Source organism: Streptomyces sp. NPDC098101, from assembly GCF_044760185.1.
Classification (GTDB): domain Bacteria; phylum Actinomycetota; class Actinomycetes; order Streptomycetales; family Streptomycetaceae; genus Streptomyces.
In genome coordinates, this window is the sequence record NZ_JBIWAS010000001.1 from 1,118,484 (window position 1) to 1,142,955 (window position 24,472).

Annotated in this window: 22 protein-coding genes; 13 read left to right on the forward strand and 9 right to left on the reverse strand. The window is 75.1% G+C overall.

Going from position 1 to position 24,472, the window contains the following annotated elements:
• Positions 1–9: 9 nt before the first annotated feature.
• Together ACIQVI_RS04470 and ACIQVI_RS04475 are read right to left on the reverse strand one after the other, a co-directional pair.
• Positions 10–564 (reverse strand): DUF1990 domain-containing protein, encoded by a 555-nt coding sequence (locus ACIQVI_RS04470; protein WP_351972114.1) that lies wholly within the window; start codon positions 562–564, stop codon positions 10–12.
• Entirely contained in the window at positions 561–1,439 is an 879-nt protein-coding gene (locus ACIQVI_RS04475; protein ID WP_403592253.1) for a YndJ family protein, read from the reverse strand. The genes ACIQVI_RS04470 and ACIQVI_RS04475 overlap by 4 nt, the downstream gene beginning before the upstream one ends.
• A gap of 205 nt (positions 1,440–1,644) precedes the next feature.
• Here ACIQVI_RS04475 and ACIQVI_RS04480 point away from each other — a divergent pair, with 205 nt between their 5' ends.
• From ACIQVI_RS04480 to ACIQVI_RS04515, 8 genes are all read left to right on the forward strand, one after another.
• On the forward strand, positions 1,645–2,793 hold the full coding sequence (locus tag ACIQVI_RS04480; RefSeq protein WP_403590943.1) for a DUF6777 domain-containing protein: 1,149 nt from the start codon (positions 1,645–1,647) through the stop codon (positions 2,791–2,793).
• 170 nt (positions 2,794–2,963) lie between these two features.
• Positions 2,964–5,018, forward strand: a complete 2,055-nt coding sequence (locus ACIQVI_RS04485; RefSeq protein WP_403592255.1) for a SpoIIE family protein phosphatase — start codon at positions 2,964–2,966, stop codon at positions 5,016–5,018.
• Between the two features lie 127 nt (positions 5,019–5,145).
• Positions 5,146–6,516, forward strand: a complete 1,371-nt coding sequence (locus ACIQVI_RS04490; protein ID WP_403590946.1) for a wax ester/triacylglycerol synthase family O-acyltransferase — start codon at positions 5,146–5,148, stop codon at positions 6,514–6,516.
• Between the two features lie 57 nt (positions 6,517–6,573).
• Positions 6,574–7,446, forward strand: coding sequence for a DNA-formamidopyrimidine glycosylase family protein (locus tag ACIQVI_RS04495; RefSeq protein ID WP_351972117.1), 873 nt, complete (start codon positions 6,574–6,576; stop codon positions 7,444–7,446).
• A 51-nt stretch (positions 7,447–7,497) separates the two neighbouring features.
• A complete protein-coding gene (locus ACIQVI_RS04500) occupies positions 7,498–8,250 on the forward strand; it encodes a LytR/AlgR family response regulator transcription factor (protein ID WP_403590949.1) in 753 nt (250 codons plus the stop codon).
• Between the two features lie 143 nt (positions 8,251–8,393).
• Complete coding sequence (locus tag ACIQVI_RS04505; protein WP_403590952.1) at positions 8,394–8,798, forward strand: hypothetical protein; 405 nt, start codon at positions 8,394–8,396, stop codon at positions 8,796–8,798.
• Between the two features lie 22 nt (positions 8,799–8,820).
• The gene (locus ACIQVI_RS04510) at positions 8,821–10,602 is read left to right on the forward strand and encodes a cation acetate symporter (protein WP_403590955.1); all 1,782 of its coding nucleotides are present in this window, start codon (positions 8,821–8,823) and stop codon (positions 10,600–10,602) included.
• Positions 10,599–11,807, forward strand: a complete 1,209-nt coding sequence (locus ACIQVI_RS04515; RefSeq protein WP_403590958.1) for a histidine kinase — start codon at positions 10,599–10,601, stop codon at positions 11,805–11,807. Before ACIQVI_RS04510 ends, ACIQVI_RS04515 begins: the two co-directional genes overlap by 4 nt.
• 21 nt (positions 11,808–11,828) lie before the next feature.
• On the opposite strand, the gene ACIQVI_RS04520 is transcribed toward ACIQVI_RS04515, so the two are convergent.
• Together ACIQVI_RS04520 and ACIQVI_RS04525 are read right to left on the reverse strand one after the other, a co-directional pair.
• Complete coding sequence (locus tag ACIQVI_RS04520; protein WP_403590961.1) at positions 11,829–12,320, reverse strand: hypothetical protein; 492 nt, start codon at positions 12,318–12,320, stop codon at positions 11,829–11,831.
• 221 nt (positions 12,321–12,541) lie between these two features.
• A complete protein-coding gene (locus ACIQVI_RS04525; protein ID WP_351972123.1) occupies positions 12,542–13,087 on the reverse strand; it encodes a sigma-70 family RNA polymerase sigma factor in 546 nt (181 codons plus the stop codon).
• A 259-nt stretch (positions 13,088–13,346) separates the two neighbouring features.
• Here ACIQVI_RS04525 and ACIQVI_RS04530 point away from each other — a divergent pair, with 259 nt between their 5' ends.
• Together ACIQVI_RS04530 and ACIQVI_RS04535 are read left to right on the forward strand one after the other, a co-directional pair.
• The gene (locus ACIQVI_RS04530; RefSeq protein WP_403590964.1) at positions 13,347–14,564 is read left to right on the forward strand and encodes a CapA family protein; all 1,218 of its coding nucleotides are present in this window, start codon (positions 13,347–13,349) and stop codon (positions 14,562–14,564) included.
• Between the two features lie 222 nt (positions 14,565–14,786).
• Positions 14,787–15,659 carry a polysaccharide deacetylase family protein gene (locus tag ACIQVI_RS04535; RefSeq protein WP_403590967.1) on the forward strand — a complete coding sequence of 291 codons (873 nt, stop codon included), beginning with the start codon at positions 14,787–14,789 and terminating at the stop codon, positions 15,657–15,659.
• A gap of 75 nt (positions 15,660–15,734) precedes the next feature.
• Here the strand turns inward: ACIQVI_RS04535 and ACIQVI_RS04540 are convergent, their stop codons facing one another.
• On the reverse strand, positions 15,735–16,397 hold the full coding sequence (locus ACIQVI_RS04540) for a class F sortase (RefSeq protein WP_351974329.1): 663 nt from the start codon (positions 16,395–16,397) through the stop codon (positions 15,735–15,737).
• Between the two features lie 470 nt (positions 16,398–16,867).
• On the opposite strand from ACIQVI_RS04540, the gene ACIQVI_RS04545 reads away from it, so the two are divergent.
• Complete coding sequence (locus ACIQVI_RS04545) at positions 16,868–17,410, forward strand: hypothetical protein (RefSeq protein WP_351974330.1); 543 nt, start codon at positions 16,868–16,870, stop codon at positions 17,408–17,410.
• A gap of 125 nt (positions 17,411–17,535) precedes the next feature.
• Here the strand turns inward: ACIQVI_RS04545 and ACIQVI_RS04550 are convergent, their stop codons facing one another.
• The 3 genes from ACIQVI_RS04550 to ACIQVI_RS04560 form a co-directional block, all read right to left on the reverse strand.
• Positions 17,536–18,120, reverse strand: coding sequence for a hypothetical protein (locus ACIQVI_RS04550; protein ID WP_351970552.1), 585 nt, complete (start codon positions 18,118–18,120; stop codon positions 17,536–17,538).
• 166 nt (positions 18,121–18,286) lie between these two features.
• Positions 18,287–19,051, reverse strand: a complete 765-nt coding sequence (locus ACIQVI_RS04555; protein ID WP_351970553.1) for a hypothetical protein — start codon at positions 19,049–19,051, stop codon at positions 18,287–18,289.
• Positions 19,052–19,091: 40 nt separating this feature from the next.
• A complete protein-coding gene (locus ACIQVI_RS04560) occupies positions 19,092–19,253 on the reverse strand; it encodes a hypothetical protein (protein WP_163013948.1) in 162 nt (53 codons plus the stop codon).
• A 1,117-nt stretch (positions 19,254–20,370) separates the two neighbouring features.
• On the opposite strand from ACIQVI_RS04560, the gene ACIQVI_RS04565 reads away from it, so the two are divergent.
• Together ACIQVI_RS04565 and ACIQVI_RS04570 are read left to right on the forward strand one after the other, a co-directional pair.
• A complete protein-coding gene (locus tag ACIQVI_RS04565) occupies positions 20,371–21,183 on the forward strand; it encodes an SAM-dependent methyltransferase (protein WP_351970574.1) in 813 nt (270 codons plus the stop codon).
• Complete coding sequence (locus ACIQVI_RS04570; RefSeq protein ID WP_351970554.1) at positions 21,180–23,345, forward strand: EAL domain-containing protein; 2,166 nt, start codon at positions 21,180–21,182, stop codon at positions 23,343–23,345. Before ACIQVI_RS04565 ends, ACIQVI_RS04570 begins: the two co-directional genes overlap by 4 nt.
• A gap of 141 nt (positions 23,346–23,486) precedes the next feature.
• On the opposite strand, the gene ACIQVI_RS04575 is transcribed toward ACIQVI_RS04570, so the two are convergent.
• The gene (locus tag ACIQVI_RS04575; RefSeq protein ID WP_351970555.1) at positions 23,487–24,416 is read right to left on the reverse strand and encodes a LysR substrate-binding domain-containing protein; all 930 of its coding nucleotides are present in this window, start codon (positions 24,414–24,416) and stop codon (positions 23,487–23,489) included.
• Positions 24,417–24,472 lie beyond the last annotated feature (56 nt).

Genomic DNA, 24,472 nt, shown 5'->3' on the forward strand with positions numbered 1-24,472 from the left:
GGCCCGGGGTCACGTCCTGACGAGGCGCCGCAGGGTCCGGCCGAGCATCCGGGCGTACGCGCGCTGGAGGACCGGGACCAGGGGACCGGCGAGCCGGGTGTACCAGACGGCCGGACGGCTGAAGGCGGTGACCGTGAACCGGACGGTGCCGTCGGGTTCGAGGGTCACGAGGAAGGACTCCTCGCCGCGCTCCGGGTGACCGGCCAGGGTGCCGTACGCGAAGCCGGTGCGGTCCTTCTCGTACGCCGTCCAGATCACCGCGCAGGGGACGGCGAGCCGGAGCGGGCCGACGCCCGCCGACACCTCCACGCGGACGCCGGGGCCCGCGCGGTCGGCGTCCGCGTGGAGGCGCGCCCCGGAGGCGCGGTGCATCCGCCAGGAGGTGACGGCGGTGCCCGCCGCCGCGAAGGCGGCCCGGCCGTGGCCGACGACCGTGTCGTACCGCAGGTGGTGGTAGCCCTCGGGGAGCGCGTCGGGGGTGCGGGTGGCGCCGACCTCGCGGTAGGTCGGGCCGCCTTCGCGGCGGCGGTCGGGCCGGGAGAGGTCCTTCAGGAGGCGGGTCATGCCGGGGTCTCCGTTCGCGGGTGGGCGGGGACGGCGGGGGCGGTGGGGACGCCGTCGGCGTGCAGGCGGCGGCGGGCGAGCAGGGCGCAGACGGCGAAGCCGAGGGCGTTGCCCAGGCCGTGGGTCGCGGCCATCCAGGTCAGGTCGAGGTGCGGAAGGCCGGTGGCCTCGCCGAGCGCCCAGTTCAGGGCGAGCAGCATGGTGGCGACGAGGACCAGGGCCGAGACGGCGAGCAGGGCGCGGGTGGGGCCGTCGGCGGCGAGCGCGCGGCGCTCGCGCAGCGTCAGGACGGCGACCGCCGCCATGCCGGCGGTGAGGACGACGGCGCCGGCCAGCTCGGCCCAGTCGTCGACGAAGTAGCCGATCAGGACGAGCAGGGTGCCGGCGGGGACGCTGAGCGCGGCGAAGCGGGCGGTGGGGCCGTCCTCGGCGGCGCGGCAGACCAGCCCGGCGACCAGGGCGGCGGCGAAGCCCGCGAAGTGGAAGTGCGGGACGGTGAGCGCCAGGAGGTCCAGGTCGAAGCCGAGGAGCGGGTACGAGGCCCGCTCCGCGACGAGCGCCAGGCCGGCGACCGAGGGAGAGGCCAGGGCGGTCAGGACGGCGACCTCGCGCGGCCGGAGCGAGCGGGTCAGCGCCAGCCGGGCCGGTGCCTGGCAGGCGAGCGCCAGGGTGGCGAGGGCGTAGACAGCGGCGAGCCCGGCCGAGAGGCCGGAGCGGGGCAGCCAGAGGGAGAGCGCCCCGGGGACGGCGAGCAGCGGCCAGGCGCGCCGGAGCCGGTCCAGGCCGGGAGGCCGGGGGCCGTCGAGGAGCGCGAGGCCCGTCGGGACCACCCAGAACATCCCGATCGTCACGACCGAGGCCACCAGGATCGACAGCGCGGTCATGTCACCACCCCCATTTGAACGCGTTCAATCAGTGGTTCGAGCGTAGGGCTTTTCTTGAACGTGTTCAAGTGGGGCTCCTCGGCGGGTGACCCGGTCGGCCCTCCTCCGCTTGCGGGTGCCCGCGCGCTGCGACAGACATGAGGGACTGGCCGGAACCGGGCCCCGGGCCCGGGGGAGAGAAAGTCGGGAGTACCAGGTGCGCTCACCCCTTCGCCGGACGCGGCGGACCCCCACGGCCCTCCGGGAGGAGAGCCGTCTCCGCGACGGCGCCCTGATCGCCGGCGCCGCGGTCGTCTCCGTCCTGGCGCTCGCCGGGTGCTCCTCCGGCGGGACCGGCGCCGGGAGTGCGGGGCTGCCCCTCGCGGCGCCCGCCCAGGACGTCCTGCTCCAGTCGGCCGCCGCCCCGGGGCCCGACCCCTTCACCGCCTCCACCGTCCGCAACACCACCCGCCCCTCCGAACCGGCCGAGGTCCCCGAGGGACGGCAGGTCCGCGAGGTCACCGGCTCCACCCCCGGCCTCTACGGCGGCACCCGCGCCGTCGGCAGCTGCGACGTCGAACGGCAGGTCTCCCTCCTCACCGGGGACGCGAAGAAGGCGCGCGCCTTCGCCGAGGCCGCCGGCGTCCCCGAGGCCGGCGTCGCCGACTGGCTGCGCGGCCTCACCCCGGTCGCCCTGCGCGTGGACGTCCGCGTCACCGGCCACGGCTACCGGGGCGGCCGGGCCGCCGCCCACCAGGCCGTCCTGCAGACCGGCACGGCCGTCCTCGTCGACCAGTACGGCTCCCCCCGCGTCCGCTGCGCCGGCGGCAACCCGCTCCGCGCCCCCGCCGCGGGCCGGGGCGGCGTCCACGTGGGCGTCCCCTGGGACGCCTTCGACCCCGACCACGTGGTCGTCGTCCGTCCGACCGGCACCGTCGTCACCAGCCTGGTCATCGTCAACGCCACCGACCGCACCTGGATCGAGCGCCGCACGGGCAGCGACGGCGAGGAGGACCGGAAGCCCGCCGTGGAGCCGTCCTGCGACCCCGACGCGTGCACCCTGGAGGGCTCCGGGTCGGCCACGCCCGCCCCCAGCACCCCCGACCGCCCCGCCTCGCCCGAGCCCGTACCGCCGTCCCAGGACCCGCCGGCCCCCGAGGACCCGACCGGACCCGCCCCCGACCCGTACACCGAACCGGACCCCGACCCGTATCCCGACCCCAGCACCGAGCCCCTCCCCGACCCGTTCGACGAGCCCTCCGACGAGCCGCCCGCCCCGCCGGACGGGGAACTGCCGCCCGAGGAGCTCTTCCCTCCCGAGGCGGTGCCGGACCAGCCCGAGACCTTCGAGGCCTTCGAGGGCTGAATGCGACGGGTGGAGCGGATCTTCGTGGTGCGCACGGCCGGGGCTGCGCCTAGCGTGGCCCCATGAGCGCGGGCAACGCGGGCGGGGAGGCGAACGGCCCGGTCCGCCGTGCGCCGGAGGGGCCGCCGGACGGGACCCCGATCCTGTCCGAGTACGGCTTCGCCTTCCGCATGGGCGGCTTCGACTGGGACCTGCTCGCCGGGACGATGGAGATGGACGACGCCGCCCTCGCCGTCTTCGACATGGACCGCGCGGAGTACGACGGACGCCCCGAGGGGCTGGGCACCCGGGTCCTGCCGGACGAGGCCAGCCGCCTCGACGCCCTGGTGGCGCAGGCGCTCAAGGACGGCAGCGACCAGTACGGCGCGTACTTCCGCATCCGCCGCCGCGACGGCCGCCACCAGTGGACCCACACCCAGGGGATCGTCCACCGCGACGGCACCGGCCGCCCCGTGCGCATCGTCGGCGTCCTGCGCGACGCCACCCACGAACTCACCGAGTCCGCCGCCCGGCTCGGCCTCGACGAGGGGCGCCGCAAGCGCGCCGGAGTCGTCGAGGGCACCACCGCCGCCCTCGCCCACGCCCGGACCGTGAAGGACGTCATCGACCTCCTCAACGACTCCCAGGCCCTCGAACACTTCGGCGCCGCCAGCCTCGTCATGGGCCTCCTGGAGGCGGGCCGCATCCATCTGGTCGCCGAGGGCCCCGAGGGCGCCTTCGTGCCCGGCACCCGCTTCACCCGCGTGGACGAGCCGTACCCGATGAGCGAGGTGATCCGCACCCTGCGCCCCCGGTTCATCGACTCGGCCCACGACTTCTCCGACTCCTACCCGGTGCTCTGGCCGCACATCAGCGGACTCGGCATCACCGCCGCCGCCTATCTGCCGCTCATCGCCCAGGCCCGCCCGATCGGCGCGCTCGGACTGCTCTACAGCGACCGGACCGGCTTCAGCGAGGACGAACGGACCCTGCTCGTCGCCCTCAGCAGCAGCATCGCCCAGAGCCTCCAGCGGGCCATGCTGTACGAGCAGGAGCACGACCTCGCCGAAGGGCTCCAGCAGGCCATGCTGCCGCGCCGGATCCCGGAGGTGCCCGGCGCCCAGACGGCCGTCCGCTACCGCTCGGCCCGCCTCGGCCGGGACATCGGCGGCGACTGGTACGACGTCATCGCGCTGCCCGGCGGACGGGTCGGCGCCGTCATCGGCGACGTACAGGGCCACGACACCCACGCCGCGGCCGTCATGGGCCAGCTCCGGATCGTGCTGCGCGCCTACGCCGCCGAGGGCCACACCCCGGCCACGGTGATGGCACGGGCCTCCGTCTTCCTCCACGAACTCGACACCGAGCGCTTCGCCACCTGCACGTACGCGGAGGTCGACCTCCGCACCGGAGTCGTCCAGCTGGTCCGCGCCGGCCACGTCGACCCGCTGCTCAGGGAGCCCGACGGCCGGTGCCGCAGACTGCCCGTGGAGGGCGGCCTCCCGCTCGGGCTCTCCGCGGAGTTCGGCCGCCTCGACTACCCCGTCACCACCCTCGAACTGGACTCCGGGCAGACCCTGCTGCTCTACACCGACGGCCTCGTGGAGAAACCCGGCGCCGACCTCGACGAGGGCCTCCAGTGGCTCTCCTCCCTGGTCCGGCGCGGCCCCGCCGACCTCCAGGAACTCGCCGACCACCTGTGCGACGTGGTCGCCGAGCGGGGCGGCGAGGACGACGTCGCGATCCTGCTGCTGCGCCGCCACGGCACGTACGCCGTCCCGGGGGCCGGCCGCTTCCAGCAGCACGTGGCCCAGAGCGACCCGGAGGCCCTCAGCTCGGCCCGCCACATGATCAGGGCCGCCGTCCGGGCCTGGGGCGCGGGGGAGCGCGCCGACGAGATCGAGCTGGTCGCCGACGAACTGATGACCAACGCCCTGATGCACACCGACGGCGGGGCGATCGTGACCCTGCGGGTCCTCCCCGGACCCGTACGGCGGCTCCGGGTGGAGGTCGAGGACCGGTCCAGCGCCCTGCCCCGGCGCCGCGAGGCGGGGGAGGCGGGCGTGTCCGGCCGGGGCCTGCTCCTGGTCGACCAGCTCTCCGACGCGTGGGGAGTGGAGTCGCGGGGCGGCGGCAAGTGCGTGTGGTGCGAGTTCGTCGTGGAGAACGTCGGCCCGGAGAGCGCCGTACAGGGAAACGACGGCCCGGGAAACGTCGCTCCCGAGAACGTCGCTCCGGAGAACTGAGGATGTTTCCCGGAAACCATGCGACCGAGGGTATTTACGGAGCGTTAACTGACCGCACTTGACCGTAACTGTCGGTGCGCGATTGACTGCGGTCTTCCGCCTCTCCGCGCAGGACGTGAGGACACCCGTGACCACCGAGCTCCTGGCCCCGCTGGACCTGGCCTTCTGGCACCTGGAATCCACCGCCCACCCCCTGCACCTCGGTGCCCTCGCCCACTTCGGCCCCCTGCCCGCGCCCCCCGGCGCCGAGACGGCCGACGTCCTGGAGCTGCTCGCCCGCCGCGCCGCCGCCGTCCCCCGGCTCCGGATGCGCGTCCGCGACGTCCTGATCCCCGTCGGCGGCGCCGCCTGGAGCGCCGACCCCGACTTCGACGTGCGCCGCCACGTCCGCGAGATCGCCCTCCCCGGCGCCGACTTCCCCGCCGAGACCACCCGGCTCGCCGCCGAACTCATGGAGCGCCCCGTCGAGCGGGGCCTGCCGCCCTGGGAGATGTACCTGCTCAGCGGCGCCCCCGACGGCTCCTTCGCCGTCCTCGTCAAGCTCCACCACGCCCTCGCCGACGGCATGAGGGCCGTCGCCATCGGCGCCGGGATCTTCGACGAGATCGCCGCCGGCCGCCGCCCCGCGCGCCGCTCCCGCCCCCTGCCCCCGCGCTCCCCGTCCTCCGGGCTCCCCGGCCCCGGACGCCTCCTCGGCATCGCCCGGGACCGTCTCGGCGACCTCGGCCGGGCCGTCGAGGTCGGCGCCTCCGTCGTCCGCGCCAGCCGCCTCGACGGACGCCCCACCGCGGCCCTCGCCGCCCACTCCAGCGGCACCCGCCGGATCGCCACCGCCACCCTGTCCCTGGACCGCGTCCACCGGGTCCGCCGCACCACCGGCGGCACCGCCAACGACGTCCTCCTGGCCGTCGTCGCCGGAGCCCTGCGCCGCTGGTTCGACGGGCGCGGCCTGCCGCTGCCCGGCGCCGACCCCCGGGCCCTCGTCCCCGTCTCGCGCCGCCGCCCCGGCGCCCCGCCCGGCCCCGGCAACAGCCTCTCCGGCTACCTCCTCGACCTGCCCGTCACCGAACCCGACCCGGCCGCCCGGCTCGCCGCCGTCCGGCGCGCCATGGACCGCAACAAGGCGGCGGGCCCCTTCCGGGGCGCCGGGGCCGTCGCCCTCCTCGCCGACCAGCTCCCCCCGCTCGCCCACCGCTTCGGCGCCCCCTTCGCCTCCGGCGCCGCCCGCCTCCTCTTCGACCTCCTGGTCACCCAGGTCCCGCTGCCCCGCTCCGCGCTCTCCCTCGGCGGCGCCCCGCTCCGCGCGCTCTTCCCCATGGCCCCGCTCGCCCGGGGCCAGTCCCTCGCCGTCGCCATGTCCCCGTACGACGGCCGGGTCCACATCGGCCTCGTCGCCGACGGCGCGGCCGTCCCCGACCTCGACGCCCTCGCCGACGCCCTCGGCGCCGAACTCGACCTCCTCGACCCGCCGGAACGGGAGGACGGACCCGGCGCGTGACGCGCCGGGAGCCGTGAACCCGGTGCGCCCCGCCCACCCGTGCGGCAGGCTGGGACCATGCCCGAACTCCCGGAAGTGGAAGCCCTGCGCGCCTTCCTCGACGCGCACCTGGTCGGCAAGGAGATCGCCCGCGTCCTGCCCGTCGCGATCAGCGTCCTCAAGACGTACGACCCGCCCCTCGGCACCGTCGAGGGCGCCGAGGTCACCGCGGTCGGCCGGCACGGCAAGTACCTCGACCTCACCACCACCGGCGCGGCGGGCGAGCTCCACCTCCTGATCCACCTGGCCCGCACGGGCTGGCTCCGCTGGCAGGACCCGCTGCCCTCCGGACCGCCGAAACCCGGCCGGGGCCCGCTGGCCCTGCGCGCCGCCCTCACCGGCGGCGACGGCTTCGACCTCACCGAGTTCGGCACCACCAAACGCCTCTCCGTCCACCTCGTCCACGATCCCCACGAGGTGCCCGGCGTCGCCCGGCTCGGCCCCGACCCGCTCGCCGAGGACTTCGGCCCCGGGGAGTTCGCCGCCCTCCTCGCCGGCGAACGGCGGCAGATCAAGGGCGCCCTGCGCGACCAGCGGCTCATCGCCGGCATCGGCAACGCCTACAGCGACGAGATCCTCCACGCCGCCCGCATGTCCCCCTTCAAACCCACCGGGAACCTCACCCCCGAGGAGACCGCCGCCCTGTACGCGGCGATGCGCGCCACCCTCCGCGAGGCCGTCGAGCGCTCCCGGGGCCTCGCCGCCGGAAAGCTCAAGTCCGAGAAGAAGAGCGGCCTGCGCGTCCACGGCCGCACCGGCGCGCCCTGCCCCGTCTGCGGCGACACCGTCCGCGAGGTCTCCTTCAGCGACTCCTCCCTCCAGTACTGCCCCACCTGCCAGACCGGCGGCAGGACGCTCGCCGACCGCCGCCTCTCGCGCCTGCTCAAATAGCGACCCCCGCCGCCCCCGCCGCCCGGACGGCCGCGCACTACACTCCGCCGCATGGTGCGCGTACTGGCCGTCGACGACGAGGAGCCCGCCCTCGGGGAACTGCTCTACCTGCTGCGCGCCGACCCGCGCGTCCGCACCGCCGAGGGCGCGGGCGACGCGACGGCCGCGCTGCGCAGGATCGGCCGCGCCCTGGAGTCGGGACCCGACGGCGAGGACGCCGTCGACGTCGTCTTCCTCGACATCCACATGCCCGGCCTCACCGGCCTCGACGTCGCCCGGCTCCTCGCCGGCTTCGCCCGCCCCCCGCTCGTCGTCTTCGTCACCGCGCACGAGGGCTTCGCCCTCCAGGCCTTCGACCTGAAGGCCGTCGACTACGTCCTCAAGCCGGTGCGCCGCGAGCGCCTCGCCGAAGCCGTCCGCCGCGTCCACGAGCTGGTCCACGCCACCGCCGCGCCCGCCCCCGCCGCCGCGCCCGAGCAGATCCCCGTCGAACTCGGCGGCGTCACCCGCTTCGTCCCCGTCGACGACATCGCCTACGTCGAGGCCCACGGCGACTACGCCCGCCTCCACACCGACCAGGGCAGCCATCTCGTCCGCATCCCGCTCTCCGCCCTGGAGGAGCGCTGGGCGGACCGGGGCTTCGTCCGCATCCACCGCAGCCACCTCGTGGCCCTCGCCCGGATCGACGAACTGCGGCTCGACGGCGGCGCCACCTCGGTCCGGGTCGGCGACACCGACCTCGCGGTCAGCCGCCGCCACGCCCGCCAGCTCCGCGACCTCCTGATGCGCCGGGCCGGCGGCTGACCCCGTACCCCCACACCCCCGTACCCCCACACCTCCGTCGCCGCAGGTCTACCGCCCTCCGGCCCCGCTGCGTAGACTCCACGCGTCCCGGGCGGCACCCCGCCCGCGCACCGTCCCGAAAGAACCGTCCGAGGTCGAGAGAGATGCCGGAACGGACACCGACGTCCGAGCACCACCCGCCGCGCAGACCCCGGCGCGAGACCGTCACCTACGCCTCCGCCCACGGTGCCGGCGACGCCCCGGGCCCCGCCGGGCGGCGCCCCGTCCACCCCCCGGCCCGCTCCGAGATCGACGAGCAGACCACCCTCGGCCACACCTACGTCCGCTCCCTGATGCGCAGCCAGCTCCGCGCCGCCCTCACCGCCCTCGGCGCGCTCGCCCTGCTCGTCGGCTCCCTCCCGCTCGTCCTCGCGCTGCCCGCCCCCGAGGCCCTGGTCTGGATCACCCTCGGCGTCGGCGTGTACCCGGTCGTCTGGGGCATCGCCCACTGGTACGTCCGCCGCGCCGAGCGCAACGAACGCGACTTCACCGGCCTCGTCGAGCGATGAGCCCCGCCGCGCGGACGACCGCGTGAACCAGACCCACGCGGTCGTCGCCGTCACCGCCGTCGTCCTCGCCACCGTCCTCATCGGCGCCCTCGGCCTGCGGATCTCCCGCACCACCTCCGACTTCTACGTCGCCTCGCGGACCGTCCGGCCCGGCCTCAACGCCGCCGCCATCAGCGGCGAGTACCTCTCCGCCGCCTCCTTCCTCGGCATCGCCGGACTCGTCCTCGTCCAGGGCCCCGCCATGCTCTGGTACCCGGTCGGCTACACCGCCGGCTACCTCGTCCTGCTCGTCCTCGTCGCCGCCCCGCTGCGCCGCTCCGGCGCGTACACCCTCTCCGACTTCGCCGAGGCCCGCCTCGAATCCCGGCGGGCCCGGCGGCTCGCCAGCCTCTTCGTCGTCGGCATCGGCTGGCTCTACCTGCTGCCGCAGCTCCAGGGCGCCGGGCTCACCCTGGAGATCCTCACCGGCGCCCCCGACTGGGTCGGCGGCCTGCTCGTCGCCCTCGTCGTCACGGGGACGGTCGCCGCCGGCGGGATGCGCAGCATCACCTTCGTCCAGGCCTTCCAGTACTGGCTGAAGCTGACCGCCCTGCTCGTGCCCGTCCTCTTCCTGCTCGCCGCCTGGCACGGGGACGGGGCGCCCCGCGCCCGCTTCGACGCCCCCGCCGTGCTGCGCGGCCACACCGTCGTCCGGGTCGCCGACACGGTACGGATCGGGCTCGACGCCCCGCTGACCGTCACCGTCACCGGCCGCGTCGACTCCGTCCCGTACACCGAGCGGACCGTCACCCTCGGCCCCGGCACCCACCACGTCCTCGGCGGCACCACGCTCGCCTTCGCCCCCGGCGCGCCCCTGCCCGAGCGGCTGGCCGGCGGCACCGACCCCCTCGGCTGGTCCCAGCCGCTGGCCGGCGGGCGCGACGGACACCAGCTGTACGCCACGTACGGACTGATCCTCGCGACCTTCCTCGGCACCATGGGCCTGCCGCACGTCGCCGTCCGCTTCTACACCAGCCCGCACGGCCGCGCCGCCCGCCGCACCACCCTCGTCGTCCTCGGGCTCGTCGGAGCCTTCTACCTCCTCCCGCCGCTGTACGGCTTCCTCGGCCGGATCTACGCCCCCGAGCTCGCCCTCACCGGCTCCGCCGACGCCGCCGTCCTCGTCCTGCCCGACCGGATCCTCGGCGGGCTCCCCGGCGACCTGCTCGGGGCGCTCCTCGCGGGCGGGGCCTTCGCCGCCTTCCTCTCCACCGCCTCCGGGCTCACCATGTCCGTCGCCGGGGTCCTCACCCAGGACGTGCTGCCCTCCCGGGGCGTCCGGCACTTCCGGCTCGCGACCCTGCTCGCCACCGCCGTCCCGCTCGGCGTCGGGGTGGTCGCCTCCAAGGTGCCGGTCGCCGACGCCGTCGGCCTCGCCTTCGCGGTCTCGGCCTCCTCCTTCTGCCCGCTGCTCGTCCTCGGCATCTGGTGGCGGCGGCTCACCCCGCCCGGCGCGATGGCCGGACTCCTGCTCGGCGGCGGCTCCGCCCTCGCCGCCGTCATGGCCACCCGGGCCGGACTCGCCCCCGGCGGCTGGCCGCACACCCTGATGGCCTGGCCCGCCGTCTGGTCGGTCCCGCTCGGCTTCCTCACCATGGTCCTCGTCTCCCTCGCCACCCCCCGCCGGATCCCGCCCGGCACCCCGGCGCTCCTCGCCCGCCTCCACCTCCCGGAGGAAATCACCGGAGCCGTACCCGCCCAGGACAGCCGCCCGGACGCCCGTACCGAGACCCGCCCCGGCTCCCGCTCCGGAGCGCGCCGATGAGCGGCATCGCCCTCGCCGCCGCGGCCGCCGCCGGGGCCGTGCTGCTCGCCGCAGGCTTCGTCCTCGGCCGGTTCGCCGCCCGGCGCGGGGGCCGGGACGCCGACCCCGACCTCGGCACGCCCGTCGAGCGGGCCACCTTCCACACCCTGCACACCGCCTCGCTCGCCGCGCCCCCGCTGCGCGCCGGACTCACCGAGGAGACCGCCCGCAGGGCCGCCCGCACGCTCCGCTCGCTGCTCGGCACCGAGGCCCTCTGCCTCACCGACCGGGGCGCGGTCCTCGCCTGGGACGGCCCCGGCGAGGACCACCACCGCGCGCACGTCCCCGCGCAGGCCGCCGAGACCCTGGAGACCGGCCGCAGCCGCTCCGCCGACTCCGGCTGCGCCGACCCGGCCTGCCCACTGCGCTGGGCGGTGATCGCCCCGCTCACCGGCGAGGACGGGGTCCTCGGCGCGCTCGTCGCCTACGGCTCGCGGGAGTCCGCCGTCCTGGTGCGGGCCGCGACCGAGGTGGCCCGCTGGGTCTCCGTCCAGCTGGAGCTGGCCGAGCTCGACCGCTCGCGCACCCGGATCGTGGAGGCGGAGATCAGGGCCCTGCGCGCCCAGATATCCCCGCACTTCATCTTCAACTCCCTGGCCGCCATCGCCTCGTTCGTCCGCACCGACCCCGAGCGCGCCAGGGAACTCCTCCTGGAGTTCGCGGACTTCACCCGCTACTCCTTCCGCAGGCACGGCGAGTTCGCCCAGCTCGCCGACGAACTGCGCTCCATCGAGCAGTACTTGGCGCTCGCCGGGGCGCGCTTCGGGGACCGGCTCAAGGTGACCCTCCAGATCGCTCCCGAGGTGCTGCCGGTGGCCCTGCCGTTCCTCTGCCTCCAGCCGCTGGTGGAGAACGCGGTCAAGCACGGCCTCCAGGACCGCGAGAAGGGCTGCCGGGTCGTCATCGCCGCCCGGGACGCGGGCGCCGAGGCCGTGGTGACCGTCGAGGACGACGGCATCGGCATGGACCCGGAGCTGCTGCGCGCCGTCCTGCGCGGGGAGCACCCGGCGGGCGCCGGCATCGGCCTCTCCAACGTGGACGAGCGGCTGCGCCAGGTGTACGGGACGGAGTACGGCCTCGTCATCGAGACGGGCGTCGGCGCCGGGATGAAGGTGACGGTACGGATCCCCAAGTACCGCCCCGGGGTGCACCCTTCACCCCCGTGAGCACCGGGCCGGGCGTCCCGGTCAGCGCAGGTGCAGCGAGAGGTGCGCGAGCGGCAGGCCCAGCTTCCAGGCGGGCAGCCAGATCTGCTCGGCCTCGTCGACCGGGCACCCCGCGTCGCCGTCCGCCCGGCCGTCGAGGTCGGCGGCGCGGATCCAGGTCTCCCGCAGCCGCCGCCACGCGGTCTCCGCGAGCGCCAGGTCGGGCCCCTCGCCGCCGCCCGCCCGCCGCTCGGCGAGCCGCTCCTCGACCCAGGGCGGCCAGGGGCGGTCGTACGCCGTGTGCCGCAGCCACTCGTCGATCCGGCCGGCGGGCGGCCGGTCCGGGTCCTCCGCGAGGTGGACGGTGAGGGTCAGGGCCTGGAGCCCCGCCCGGTACTCCAGCGAGCCGGGCGCCACGAGCGCGGCGGCCCGCAGCACCTCGTCGGCCAGGTACTCGGCGCACAGCCAGGCCATCGGGACGGCGAGGCCGCCGCCGCTCGTGCCGCCGGCGCCGTTCGTGCTCTCGGGCCGCAACGCTCCCACCTTCTCCCGGACATGACCGCGCGTGAGGGGCCGTGTGAGGGGCCCGGACAACGGGGCCCGGGGAGAGCCTCCTCCGTACGGGGCGCCCGCGGGTCCCGCTTTGCTCAACTCGCCCGAGTGGTTTCGGATACGTTTTCCGGCCGGATCGGTACGGGTGGGATTCCGGTGCCGAGGGTGACGCGGGGGACACCGGAGGCGTACCGGAGCCGGGATCAGCGTCCCGGCGACAGCGCGAGGCCCCGGCGCGGCCGGTAGCCGGGCAGGGACCGGCCGAGCTGCCGCAGGGCGTAGTGGGAGCGGGACTTGACGGTCCCGGCGGGGATGCCGAGCTCCACGGCGGCCTCGTTGACGGTGAGCCCGTGGAAGTAGAGCCGGACGAGCACCGCCCGGTGCTCGGGGCTCAGCCCCCGGACGGCCGCCCGCACGTCGAGCGCGGCCTCGGCGGACGCGGTGGCGTCGGCCGGGTCGGGCGTCACGGCGAGGACGCCGTCGCCGACCTCGGCGGGCCGGGCGAGGCGCGAGCGGCGGGCGTCGATGGCCAGGCGGCGGGCCACGGTGAAGAGCCAGGGGCGCATGGAGTCGTAGGGGCCGTCGAAGGCCTCGGGGTGCTGCCAGGCCCGTACGAGGGTCTCCTGGGCGAGGTCCTCGGCCCGCTGCCGGTCCCCGTAGGTGAGGCCGAGCAGGAAGGAGAGCAGCGCGGGGCCGTGGTCCCGCTGCAACTCCTCCAGGGTCCGTTCGTCGGTCGTCGCCGTCGTCATGCTGCCCACCTCTCCCGCGGCTCGTCGTCGGCCCGTATACGAACGCATCCGGACGGCGAGGGACAGGGAACGGACATCGGTCTGCGACGAACGGTCGCACCGAGCGGCGAATGGTACGGCGAACGGTCGGTCGGAGTCGCTGCGTCCGTTTCAGCGGGGTTCGTGGCGCGGTGCGGCCTCGACCCTTGACTGCGGCTTTCCCACGGGATCAATTCGTCAGAACAGATGTTCATCACATGATTCGGGTGGAGTGCCGCACATGACCTCACGCACCAGGCCCGCGGGGACGGCGGCCCTCGCCGCCCTCCTGCTCGCGGCGGCGACCGGCTGCGCCGGCGGGAACGGTCCGGACGTCGGCGCCGCCACCCCGAAGACCGCCGCCCCCAAAGCCACCGCCCCCGGGTCCGTCGTCCCCTCCGCCGCCCCCGGCGCGGCCTCCGCGCCCGCCGGATTCACCCTGGTGGCCTCCGGGGACGTCCTCCCGCACGACTCCGTCATCCGCAAGGCGGCCGAGGACGCCGGGGGCGACGGCTACGACTTCCGGCCCATGCTCTCCGGCGTGAAGTCCGTCGTCTCCGGCGCCGACCTCGCCCTCTGCCACATGGAGACCGTGTACGGGAAGAAGGGCGGGCCCTACACCGGCTACCCCGCCTTCAAGTCCCCGCCCGAGGTCGCCGCCGGACTCAAGGAGACCGGGTACGACTCCTGCTCCACCGCCTCCAACCACACCCTCGACGACGGGGCGGCGGGCCTCGGCCGGACTCTCGACGCCCTGGACGAGGCGGGCATCCGCCACGCCGGATCGGCCCGCACGGCCGAGGAGGCGGCGCGCCCCGCCCTGATGAAGGCGGGCGGCGCCACCGTCGCCCAGCTCGCCTACACCTACGACACCAACGGCTACCCGCTCCCGAAGGGGCGGCCCTGGGCGGTCAAGCTGCTCGACGAGCGGCGGGTGGTCGCCGACGCGCGCGCGGCCCGCGCGGCCGGTGCCGACGTGGTCGTGGTCAGCGTCCACTGGGGCACCGAGTGGCAGACCGAGCCGGACGAGCGGCAGCTCTCCCTCGGCCGGACGCTCACCGCCTCGCACACCGGCGGGCGCCCTGACATCGATCTGGTCCTCGGCACCCACGCCCACGTCCCGCAGGCCTACGAGAAGGTCAACGGCACCTGGGTGGTCTACGGGATGGGCGACCAGATCGCCGGCGACATGATCAACCACCAGGGCGTCCACGACCCGCGCGGCAACCAGGGCAGCATCGGCCGCTTCACCTTCGCCCCGCCCCGGACGGCGGGCGGCCGCTGGGAGGTCACCCGGGCCGAGTTCGTCCCCCAGTGGTTCGACACCGGGCGCGGCCGGGTGGTCAACCTCGGCGCCGACACCGGCGCGGACCCGCGCCTGGCCGCGATCCGCGACACGATCCGGCAGGTGGTGCTCAGCCGGGGCGCGGGCGCGGACGGCCTCGTGATGGGCAAGTAGACGGTACGGGGGAGGGGCACCGGTCGGGGCACCACGGCGACCGGCGGGCCGGCGGCGCGCCCTCACCGGCCGCCGAGCCGCCGAGCTGACGAACCGGTGGCCCTGCCGCTCGGCCGCCCTTCGGGGTGATCCGCCCAACGGGTGCTTTCGGACGGGCGGCCGGTGTCGCTGAGCCGCACGGACCCTCATCCGTACGAACCATTGGTCATGAAAAAGGATCAGATGCCCAGCGGGCGTCGAGCGGTGCTGCGCCTCGCCGCCGCGCTCGGCGCCACCGCCACCGTCGGAGTCCTCGCCGCCGACCGGCTTGCCGCGCCCGACCGGGCCACCGGCGCCGCCCCCGTGCCCCGGCACACCCCGGAGACCGGGGCGGGGCCGGGGGCCGCGGGTCCGGCCGCCGGTCCGGGGGCGAAGGCCGCCCGGCTGAACCCGAACGCGTACCGCCTCCGGCCGATGGCGGCCGACGCGCCCCCGGCGCACCGGCGCGCGCTGCCGCCCGTGCGGCAGCGGCCTTTCCTCAGCGTGGCCGGGGCCGGCCGCTCGATGGTGCTGACCTTCGACGACGGACCCGATCCCCGCTACACCCCCGGCATCCTCGACACCCTGCGCCGCCACGACTGCCGGGCGATGTTCTTCGTCTGCGGCGAGATGGCCGTCGAGAACCAGGACCTGCTGCGGCGGATGGCCGCCGAGGGCCACGTCGTCGGCAACCACTCCTGGTCCCACCCCCTGATCCCCAAGCTGCGGCCCTCCCGCATCCGCGACGAACTGGGCTCCACCAGCGAGGTCGTCGAGCGGGCCCTCGGCGCGGCCCCGCTCTGGTACCGCGCCCCCTACGGGGCCTGGAACCGGCACTCCTTCGAGATCGGCGCCGAGCTCGGCATGGAGCCGCTCGCCTGGACCGTCGACACCCTGGACTGGAAGGAGCCCGGCACCGACTCCATCGTCCGCCGCGTCCTGGACGGCGCGGCCCCCGGCGTCGTCGTCCTCAACCACGACGCGGGCGGCGACCGCTCCCAGAGCGTGGCCGCGCTCCGCCGCTACCTGCCCGCGCTCCTCGACGCCGGGTACCACATCACCGTTCCCCGGCGCTGACCGCCCGTCACGGAGGAGGCCCGGCACCCCAGGTGCCGGGCCTCCTCCGATGATGTCGGATCGGGTGACGCCGGTTCAGCGGGAGCCGACCATCCGGGCGTAGACGACGACGTTCCCGTCGTACCCCCGCGCGCGTGTGTACCCGCCGCCGCAGGTGATGACCCGCAGCTCCGGCTGGCCCGTGTCGGCGTAGACCTGCACGCCGGGGAAGTTGTCCTTCGCGTACACCTCGACGCCGTAGATCTCGAAGACCGCGACCCGGCCGTCGTACCGCTCGACCTCGATGTGCTGGCCCTTCTCCAGGGAGCCGAGGCCGTAGAAGACCGCCGGGCCCTGGGTGTTGTCGACGTGGCCGACGACGACCGAAGTCCCCCGCTGGCCGGGGGAGATGCCGTTCTGGTACCAGCCGGCGAGATTGGCGTCCTGGGGCGGGGGCGCCGCCACCCAGCCGTCCGCGTCCAGGCCCACGTCCATGATCGGGGCCGCGACCCGGATCGCCGGGATCTTGATCCGGGAGGCCGGGGCGAAGGGCAGCGGCTCCAGGCCCGTGGCCGAGGAGGGGGCCGCCGGGGCGGTCGGGAGCGCCGCAGGCCGGGCCGCCGCCGCGGGTTGCGGCGGCCCGGAGGTGACGTCCACCCCGTTGCGCATCATCGCGAGCCCGGACAGCATGGCGAGGGCCAGGACACCCCAGGGTTGGAGTCTCCTGCGCTCGGAGACGCGGAAGTCCTTCGGGGGCATGGTTCTCCCTTCGTGGCGTCGTCAGAACGGTAAGGGCGGTCCACCGGTCCGTCGCGCCGGACGGTCCGAACGGGTGGGGGCCGCCCCCGGACGGGCGTCGGGACGGGTCCGCGCAGTGCGTCGGAGCGGGGTCGCGGAGGCCGCCGGACGGACGGTGCGGGAACGGTGGGCGGGAGCGGTGGACGGGCCGGCGGAACCGCGTGGCCCGGCGGCGGACGGGTGACGGAGGGCCGACAGGCGGGTGACGCCGGGCTGACCCATCCGAGTAATCGTCAGATAAGCACCCTGGAAGGCTCTGACCTGCGCGTACGGCACGTCCGGCGTCCCTTTCCCCGGCGTGTCGCCTCACCGGAGTGGCCCAGTGCCGACATGCGTGGTCCGTCACGAGTGGTGATGGTTCGTCATGGAAGGCGTACTCGTCGAAACTCCCGGAGCACCGCTTTGGGGCGTCTTCCACTGGAGGTTCAACCATGCGTGCTGCACGCACTCTGGCGGTGACCGCCACCGCGATCGCGGCGGTCGGGCTCGCGGCCCCCCTCGCCGCCGCCAACCACGGCCCGAGCACCGTCCTCGGCGGCGGCAACAGCGGAGGGAACGGCGGCGGCAACGGCGGCCCGACCGACGTCACCGTCAACCCCTTCGACGTCCACCCCGGTTCGACGCTCACGATCACCGCGCGGGGCTGCAACCGCGGCGGCACGGTCACGTCCAACGCCTTCCCGGAGGCCACCCTCTCGGGCAACAACAACGGCGTCTCCACCGCCGTCGCCCGCGTCTACAACCACGCCACCCCGGGCAACTACAACCTGGCCGTCCGCTGCAACGGCAACTCCTCCGTGGTCACGCAGTCGTTCCGGGTCCTCCCGGGCCGTGGCGCGCAGGGCGGCCTCGGCGGCTCGCTGGCTCCCAGCTCCACCGAGATGGCCATCGGCGGCAGCCTCGTCGCCGCGGCGGCCCTCGGCGGCGGTCTCTTCGTCGCCCGCCGTCGCCGTGTGACCGGCGCGGGGATCTGACCGGCCGAACCTCCCGGTCGGCCCCCCGTGCCCGTCGCCCCCGGATCCTCGTCAGGATCCGGGGGCGACGGGCGTCCGGGAAGGGAACGCCCGCGTACCGACGGGGTCCGCGCCACGCCGCCCCCTCAGTGGCGCCGGGACGCGGCGGCGCGGCGGCGCACCACGTAGAGGACGCCACCCGCGGCGGCCACGACGAGGGCCCCGCCCGCGGCCAGTTCGACGGGTCCTGCCCCGTCGTCCACCGAGCCGCCGAGGCCGCCCTGGACGCCCCGCGGGGTGGTGAGGATCGTGGAGCTGATCGTCGGGCCGGCGGTGGCGGTGGCCGTGGGAGTGGCCGTGGCACCGCCGCTGATCGTGAGGTCGACGGTGCCCTGGACGCCGCCCGTGCAGTTGAACGCGACCGTGTAGACGCTGCCGGGCCGCACGTCCAGGTCCACGGTGGCGGTCGCCGTCGCCCCCGGGGCGATGACGGCGGTGTCGAAGACACCGGCCGCGGCCGTCGCCGTGCTGGCGCAGCCGGGGGCGCTCAGGGCCACCCGGCCGCCGGGGGAGACGACCGAGGGCGAAACGACGAAGTCGCCCGGGGCCTTGGCGCCCCTCGCCCGCGGGTTGGGTGCCGGGGCACCCTCCGTCGCGACGGCGGAGGGGGCGGCCAGGGCGAAGGCGGCCACCCCCAAGAGGGCAGTGGATGCGGCACGTATCGCGCGCATGGTGAATCCTCCGGGTCCCGAGGGGCAGCCGCGGAAGGGGGTTCCCGCGAAGGGCCTGCGTGCACCTCGATGCCCGAAACGCTAGGAGCGGGCTACCACGCCCGCGATCCCAGAGGTGCGAACGGGTCACGCGTGTCCCCCGTGCGGCCCACTCCGGTGGCGCTTCTCACTCGGTGACCTGCGGGAACAGATCGGTGAACGGCGTGGCGGTGGCGGACATGCCCCGGCCGTACGGCGCGTCGAAGTCCCAGATGAGGAAGAGCAGGAAGGCGATGAGCACGCTGAAGAGCCCGGCGAGCAGCAGCTCCCGCCCGGTCCTGCGGATCTGGAGCGTGAAGATCAGGCCGACCGTCACCAGGGCGCCGACGATCAGCCCGAACCACACCACCCCGGGCATGGTCTCGCCCGCGTTCTGCCCGCGGGCGTTCCGGGCGTCGTCGACGGCGGCCACCTGGTCCACGAGCGGCTGGTACGCCTGCCCCTCGAAGTCGTTCGCCGGCCGGTAGTCGGTGACGCTCCGCCGCACCTTCTCCAGGAGCGCGGTGCCCTCCTCGCTCAGCTCCCCGGTCTCGGACATGTGCTTCCACTCGTCGTCGACCACGTAGGAGACGTACGCGTCGACGTCGGCGCGGATGCGGGCGCGGACCTCCTGCGGATACACCTCGGCGCGGGCCGAGATCTCGTGCAGCGCCTGGGCCTCCTGCCGCACGGTCTCCTGGGCGGCCCCCCGGGCCTCCCAGACGCCGGCGATGGCCAGGCCGAGGACGATGGCGTAGATCACGCCGATCATCATCGTCATGTACTCGATGACGTCCGGGGTCTCGCTGGGGTCGTCGTCGTCGGGGATCCGGCGGTGGTTGATGACGACGATGGTGAGCACGACGGCACAGGCCGCCGCCATCGCGAGCGACAGAACGAGCCATTCGGACACGGATTCCTCCGGTGGGATCAGGGGATCGGGGAGCGCGGGATCAGCGGGAGCGGGAGCGCAGGATCGCGGTCGCGAGGACCGCCGGGGCGATGATCACCAGCGTCGTGGTGAGGACGGACGTGCCGCCCTTCGGCTGGGGCCGCGTGGCGGGCCGGTAGTGGGGGAGGGCGACGGGGGCGGGGGACGGGGGTTCGGGCCGCACGGTGACCGGGGGCGGGGGAGCGGCGGCGGACGTCGGCTCGGGCTCCGGCGTGCGCTCCGGCGCGGGACGCGACGCCGGCGGGGCGGCCCGGGGCGGCGGCTTCCGTACGGGAGGGGCCGGTGTCCTTACGGGAGGCGGGGGCGGGGTCGTCCGTACGGGCGGAGGCGGCGTCGTCACGGGCGGGGGCGGCTTCGGGGCGGGCGGTTTCGGGGCGGGTGGAGGCGGCGGCGTGGGAGTGGGCCGGGGCGGCGGCGCGGACGGGGTGGCCGTCGGAGTAGGCGTGGGCGTGGGTGTGGGGGACGGCGTGGGGGACGGGCACGCGGGCGGCGTGGGGGTGGGCGTGGGCGTCGGTGGGGGAGTCGGCGTCGGGGTGGGCTTCGGTTCGTGCGGGTGCGGGTGCGGGTGCGGGTGCGGGTGCGGATGTGGGCACGGGCCCGACCCGGCCGACGCCACCGCGAGGTGCGCGCCGCCGGGCCCGGTCACGGCGTGGGCGCAGGCGTCGGCGGAGGCGGGCGCGGGGGCGGCGAGCAGCCACACCAGGGCCAGGGCCGCCAACGGCCGCGCGAGGAGTGATCCGTACAGAGACACGCCGTCGAGCTTGATCGCGGGAGGCGTGCGCCGGGGCGGAATCCCGGTGGATTCGCCGGATGGAGGGGATCTCCAGATGCGCCGACTTGACGTTCTATCGGACAGTAGGCGGATTCGGCGCCACGTCCCGGTATCGCGCACCTCGCGATTCCCGACGGGAACCGATCCGGCCGCCGGAAGAAGAACTGTCCGGTTGTCGCCCTGTCGGACATCGCGGTCGACGAGGCATCCTGCACCGGCGGCAGGACCCCGATCACGGCAACACCCCAGCCGGGAAAGGGGTCGGAGCCCTCACGCGGGCGCGTCCGGAAGCGGGACGGGAACCGACGCACGATCACCTGCACGTGAAAATGCACGGTCCGAAGGCGTGAAGTCGGCGTTCCGGAAGCACGTGCCAATGGCGTGTGACCAAGAACGGACCGCGAATTTCCGTTTCTACTCGCCCTCCCGGCGGGCGATCAGTAGCCTCACCTCGAACACCGGCCGCGAACACATGGCCGTATCCCACGGCGACTTGTTGGAGACAATGATGGAGCGTCCCGCCTGGGCTCCGCCGGGTATCGACATTTCGGTGCCGAGCGTGTCCCGAATGTACGACTTCTACCTGGGCGGCTCGCACAACTTCGAAGTCGACCGGGAAGCGGCCCGCAGGGCCATGGAGTTCATGCCCGGCCTGCCCAAGATCATGCAGGCGAACCGGGCGTTCATGCGGCGCGCCGTCCGCCACGCGGTTGACAACGACGTCACCCAGTTCCTGGACATAGGCTCCGGCATACCCACCTTCGGCAACGTGCACGAGGTCGCCCGTGCCGCCGACCCGGCCGCGCGGGTCGTCTACGTCGACCACGACCCGGTCGCCGTCGCCCACAGCCGCGCCGTCCTGGAGGGCCAGGAGAACGCCGCCGTCGTCTCCGCCGACCTGCGCAAGCCGGCCGACATCCTGCACAGCCCCGAGGTGACCCGACTCCTCGACCTGGAACGGCCGGTGGCCCTCCTCCTCGTCGCCGTGCTCCACTTCCTGGAGGACCACGACCGCCCGTACGAGGCGGTCGCCGAGCTGATCGACGCCCTCGCGCCCGGCAGCTTCCTGATCCTCACCCACGCCTCGTACGAGGGCATCCCGGCCCTGGAGGAGCAGGCCGGCGGCACCGTCGGGGTCTACCGGAACATCCGCAACCCCCTGGTGATGCGGTCGGGCGCGGAGATCGCCCGCTTCTTCGAGGGCACGGAGCTGGTCGAGCCCGGTCTCGTCCCGATGCCCGTCTGGCGGCCGGAGAGCCCGGTCGAGGAGGAGGATCCGCACACCTTCTCCGGCATCGCAGGGGTGGGGCGCAAGGCGTGAAGGTCCCGTCCCAGCCGGCCGGTTCCGGCGCCGAGGCCGATGGCCCGGAGGACAGACTCAGGCGGTTCGTCACCATCTGGAGCCGCGCGATCTTCCCGGTGACCGCCACGTCGCTCACCCGGGCCGAGTTCGAGGTGCACCTGCTGCCGCTGGCCCGCACCCTGTGCGACGCCCTGCACGCCCGGCCCTTCGACACGACCCCCGCCCAGCGCGCCGGAGCGGCCCTGGTCGCCGCCCACTGCACCGACCCGGACGCGCTCGGCCGCAGCCTCGGCGTCGTCGACTCGTACCTGGTGCTCTACTGCGGTACGGAGTCGGACCTGCCGGCCGAGGAGCTGCGGGCCCGCTGCGCCCGGCTCCAGCACGCCATGGCCGCCGGCTACGCCCAGGCCCTGCGCGAGCGGACCCTCGCCGAGCAGGAGGCCATCGCCCGCTCCGCGCTCGCCGCCCGCACCGCCGCCGAGATCGCCCTGCACGCCACCGAGAGCCGCTTCCGCGCGGTCTTCGACGGGGCGGCCATCGGCATCGGCATCGCCGACCTCGACGGCAACCTCCTGGAGGTCAACGAGACCCTCACCCGCATGTTCGGCGGGATGGAGGGCCGGCTGCGCAGCCGCAAGGTCAGCGAGTGGGTCCACCCGGAGGACGGGCCGCACGTCTGGAGGCTGTACGAGGAGCTGGTCCGCGGCGAGCGGGAGCACTACCGGGTCGAGAAGCCGTACTACCGGGGTGACGGAACGGTTCTGTGGACCAACCTCACCGTCTCGCTCCTCCGGGACGCCGACGGCCGCCCCCAGTACCAGCTGGCCCTCCTGGAGGACACCACCGAGCGGCGCCTGCTCCACCTGCGCCTGCGGTACGAGGCCACCCACGACGCCCTCACCGGACTGCCCAACCGGACCCTGTTCTTCGAGCGCCTGGAGAAGGCGCTCGCCCCCGGCGACAACGCCCGCTTCGGCCTCTGCTACCTCGACCTCGACGGCTTCAAGGTCATCAACGACAGCCTCGGCCACTCCACCGGCGACCGGCTGCTCGTCGAGGTCGCGGACCGGCTCCAGAGCTGCGTCACCGGGGCCAACGAGATGGTGGCCCGGCTCGGCGGCGACGAGTTCGTGGCCCTCACCACCGGCTCCGGCGGCGAGCGCGACGTCACCGACCTCGCCGACCGCATCCTCGCCGCCCTCGCCACCCCGCTGCGGATCGACGGCCGCGAGCTGACCGTGCGCGGCAGCCTCGGCGTCGTCGAGGGCCCGGCGGGGGAGCGGACCCCGGCCGAGGTGCTGCGCAGCGCCGACATCACCATGTACCGGGCCAAGTCGGCGGGCGGCAACCGCTTCGAGCTCGCCGACCCCGAGGCCGACGCCCGCGCCATCACCCGGCACGGCCTCACCACGGCCCTGCCGGCCGCCCTGGAACGCGGCGAGTTCTTCATCGAGTACCAGCCGCTCGTCCACCTCGGCGACGGCAGCGTGCACGGCGCGGAGGCGCTCGTCCGCTGGTGCCACCCGCAGCACGGGGTGCTCGGGCCCGACCGCTTCATCCCGCTCGCCGAGGACACCGGCCTGATCGTGCCGCTCGGCCGCTGGGTGCTCCAGGAGGCCGTGCGCCAGGCCCGCTTCTGGCAGACCCGGCACGCCGACGGCGGCCCGCTCCGCATCAACGTCAACCTCTCCCCGACGCAGCTCCACCACCCGCGCCTGGTCGCCGACACCGTCGACGTCCTGGAGCGCTCCGGGCTCGACCCGGGCGCGCTCTGCCTGGAGGTGACCGAGTCGGCCCTGATCGGCGCCGACGAGGGCCTCCTGAAGCCGCTGCGGCAGCTCGCCGAGATGGGTGTCGACATCGCGCTCGACGACTTCGGCACCGGCTACTCGAACCTGGCCAACCTGCGGCGGCTGCCGGTGAGCGTCCTCAAGCTGGACCGTTCCTTCACCCGGGGGATGCAGCAGCACCCGGTCGACCCGGTCGACCTGAAGATCGTCGAGGGGATCGTCTCGCTCGCCCACAGCCTGGAGCTCGCGGTCACCGTCGAGGGCGTGGAGACGGGGGCGCAGGCGCGCCAGCTCCGGGAACTCGGCTGCGACACGGCGCAGGGCTGGTACTACGCCCGCCCCGGCGCCCCGGACCGCATCCACTCGCTGCTCCTGGCGGACGCGGTGTGACGGAGAAGGCGTGACGGACGCGGTGTGACGGGGACGGCGTGACGGAGGCGGGTAGGACGGGGGAGGCGTGACGGAGGCGGGTATGACGGGGGAGGCGTGACGGGGGAGCCGTGACGCGGCCGGGCGGCCGGCGCCGCGCGCTCAGGCGGGCGCGCTTCCGGGCCCCGCCCCCCTCGGGCCCCCCGGCCGCACCTTCCGGGAGGCCAGCAGGACCCGCTGGAGCTCCCGCGCGGCCCTCGGCGGCGCCACGTCGCTCCGGTGGGCCAGCGCGATGGTGCGGCGCAGGCCCGGCCGGGCGAGGGCCGTCACCCGCAGGTCGCGGCCGGCCCGCGCGGCGACCATCGCCGGGACCACCGCGAGCCCGAGCCCGGCCCGTACGAAACCGAGCACCGCGTCCAGCTCCCCGCCCTCGACGGTGAACGCCGGCTCGAAGCCCTCCGCCCGGCAGGCCGCCACCGTCAGCTCCCGCAGGTCGTAGCCGTGCCGGAACATCACGAGCGGCTGGTCGCGCAGGTCCCTGATCCGCACCGGGCGCCGGGGCGCCGGCTCCGAGGCGGCGGAGACCACCACCAGGTCCTCCCGGAGCAGCTCGATCGTGGTCAGGGCGGGGGACGGGGTCGGCAGCGGCAGCACCACGAGGGCCAGGTCGAGCGCCCCGCGCGCCAGCTCCCGCACCAGGTCGTGCGAGCCGCTCTCCTCGATCAGGAGCTCGATCCCCGGGTGCAGGTCGTGGAAGGACCGCAGCACGTCCGGCAGGAGCCCCGTGCACAGGCTCGGGGTCGCGCCGAGCCGCACCCGGCCCCGCTTGAGCTGGGCCAGCTCCTGCACCTCCAGACGGGCCGTCTCCGTGTCCGCGAGGATCCGGCGGGCCAGCGGCAGCAGGGCCTCCCCGGCGTCGGTGAGCGTGATGTTCCCCCGGGCCCGGCTGAACAGCTCCGCGCCCAGCTCCTGCTCCAGGGCCTTGATCTGCTGGGAGAGCGAGGGCTGCGAGACGTGGACGCGCTCGGCGGCCCGGGTGAAGTGCCGGGTCTCGGCCACGGCCACGAAGTAGAGGAGCTGCTGGAACTGCATGACCCCAGCCTAGGCGATACACATAGGAAAAGCCTATCGAGATCAGCCGGACCATG

Coding starts and splice junctions, on each gene's coding strand:
- ACIQVI_RS04470 (WP_351972114.1), bottom strand. CDS start 564: ATGACCCGCCTCCTGAAGGACCTCTCCCGGCCCGACCGCCGCCGCGAA.
- ACIQVI_RS04485 (WP_403592255.1), top strand. CDS start 2,964: ATGGGCGGCTTCGACTGGGACCTGCTCGCCGGGACGATGGAGATGGAC.
- ACIQVI_RS04495 (WP_351972117.1), top strand. CDS start 6,574: ATGCCCGAACTCCCGGAAGTGGAAGCCCTGCGCGCCTTCCTCGACGCG.
- ACIQVI_RS04500 (WP_403590949.1), top strand. CDS start 7,498: ATGGTGCGCGTACTGGCCGTCGACGACGAGGAGCCCGCCCTCGGGGAA.
- ACIQVI_RS04505 (WP_403590952.1), top strand. CDS start 8,394: ATGCCGGAACGGACACCGACGTCCGAGCACCACCCGCCGCGCAGACCC.
- ACIQVI_RS04515 (WP_403590958.1), top strand. CDS start 10,599: ATGAGCGGCATCGCCCTCGCCGCCGCGGCCGCCGCCGGGGCCGTGCTG.
- ACIQVI_RS04525 (WP_351972123.1), bottom strand. CDS start 13,087: ATGACGACGGCGACGACCGACGAACGGACCCTGGAGGAGTTGCAGCGG.
- ACIQVI_RS04530 (WP_403590964.1), top strand. CDS start 13,347: ATGACCTCACGCACCAGGCCCGCGGGGACGGCGGCCCTCGCCGCCCTC.
- ACIQVI_RS04535 (WP_403590967.1), top strand. CDS start 14,787: ATGCCCAGCGGGCGTCGAGCGGTGCTGCGCCTCGCCGCCGCGCTCGGC.
- ACIQVI_RS04540 (WP_351974329.1), bottom strand. CDS start 16,397: ATGCCCCCGAAGGACTTCCGCGTCTCCGAGCGCAGGAGACTCCAACCC.
- ACIQVI_RS04545 (WP_351974330.1), top strand. CDS start 16,868: ATGCGTGCTGCACGCACTCTGGCGGTGACCGCCACCGCGATCGCGGCG.
- ACIQVI_RS04550 (WP_351970552.1), bottom strand. CDS start 18,120: ATGCGCGCGATACGTGCCGCATCCACTGCCCTCTTGGGGGTGGCCGCC.
- ACIQVI_RS04565 (WP_351970574.1), top strand. CDS start 20,371: ATGGAGCGTCCCGCCTGGGCTCCGCCGGGTATCGACATTTCGGTGCCG.
- ACIQVI_RS04575 (WP_351970555.1), bottom strand. CDS start 24,416: ATGCAGTTCCAGCAGCTCCTCTACTTCGTGGCCGTGGCCGAGACCCGG.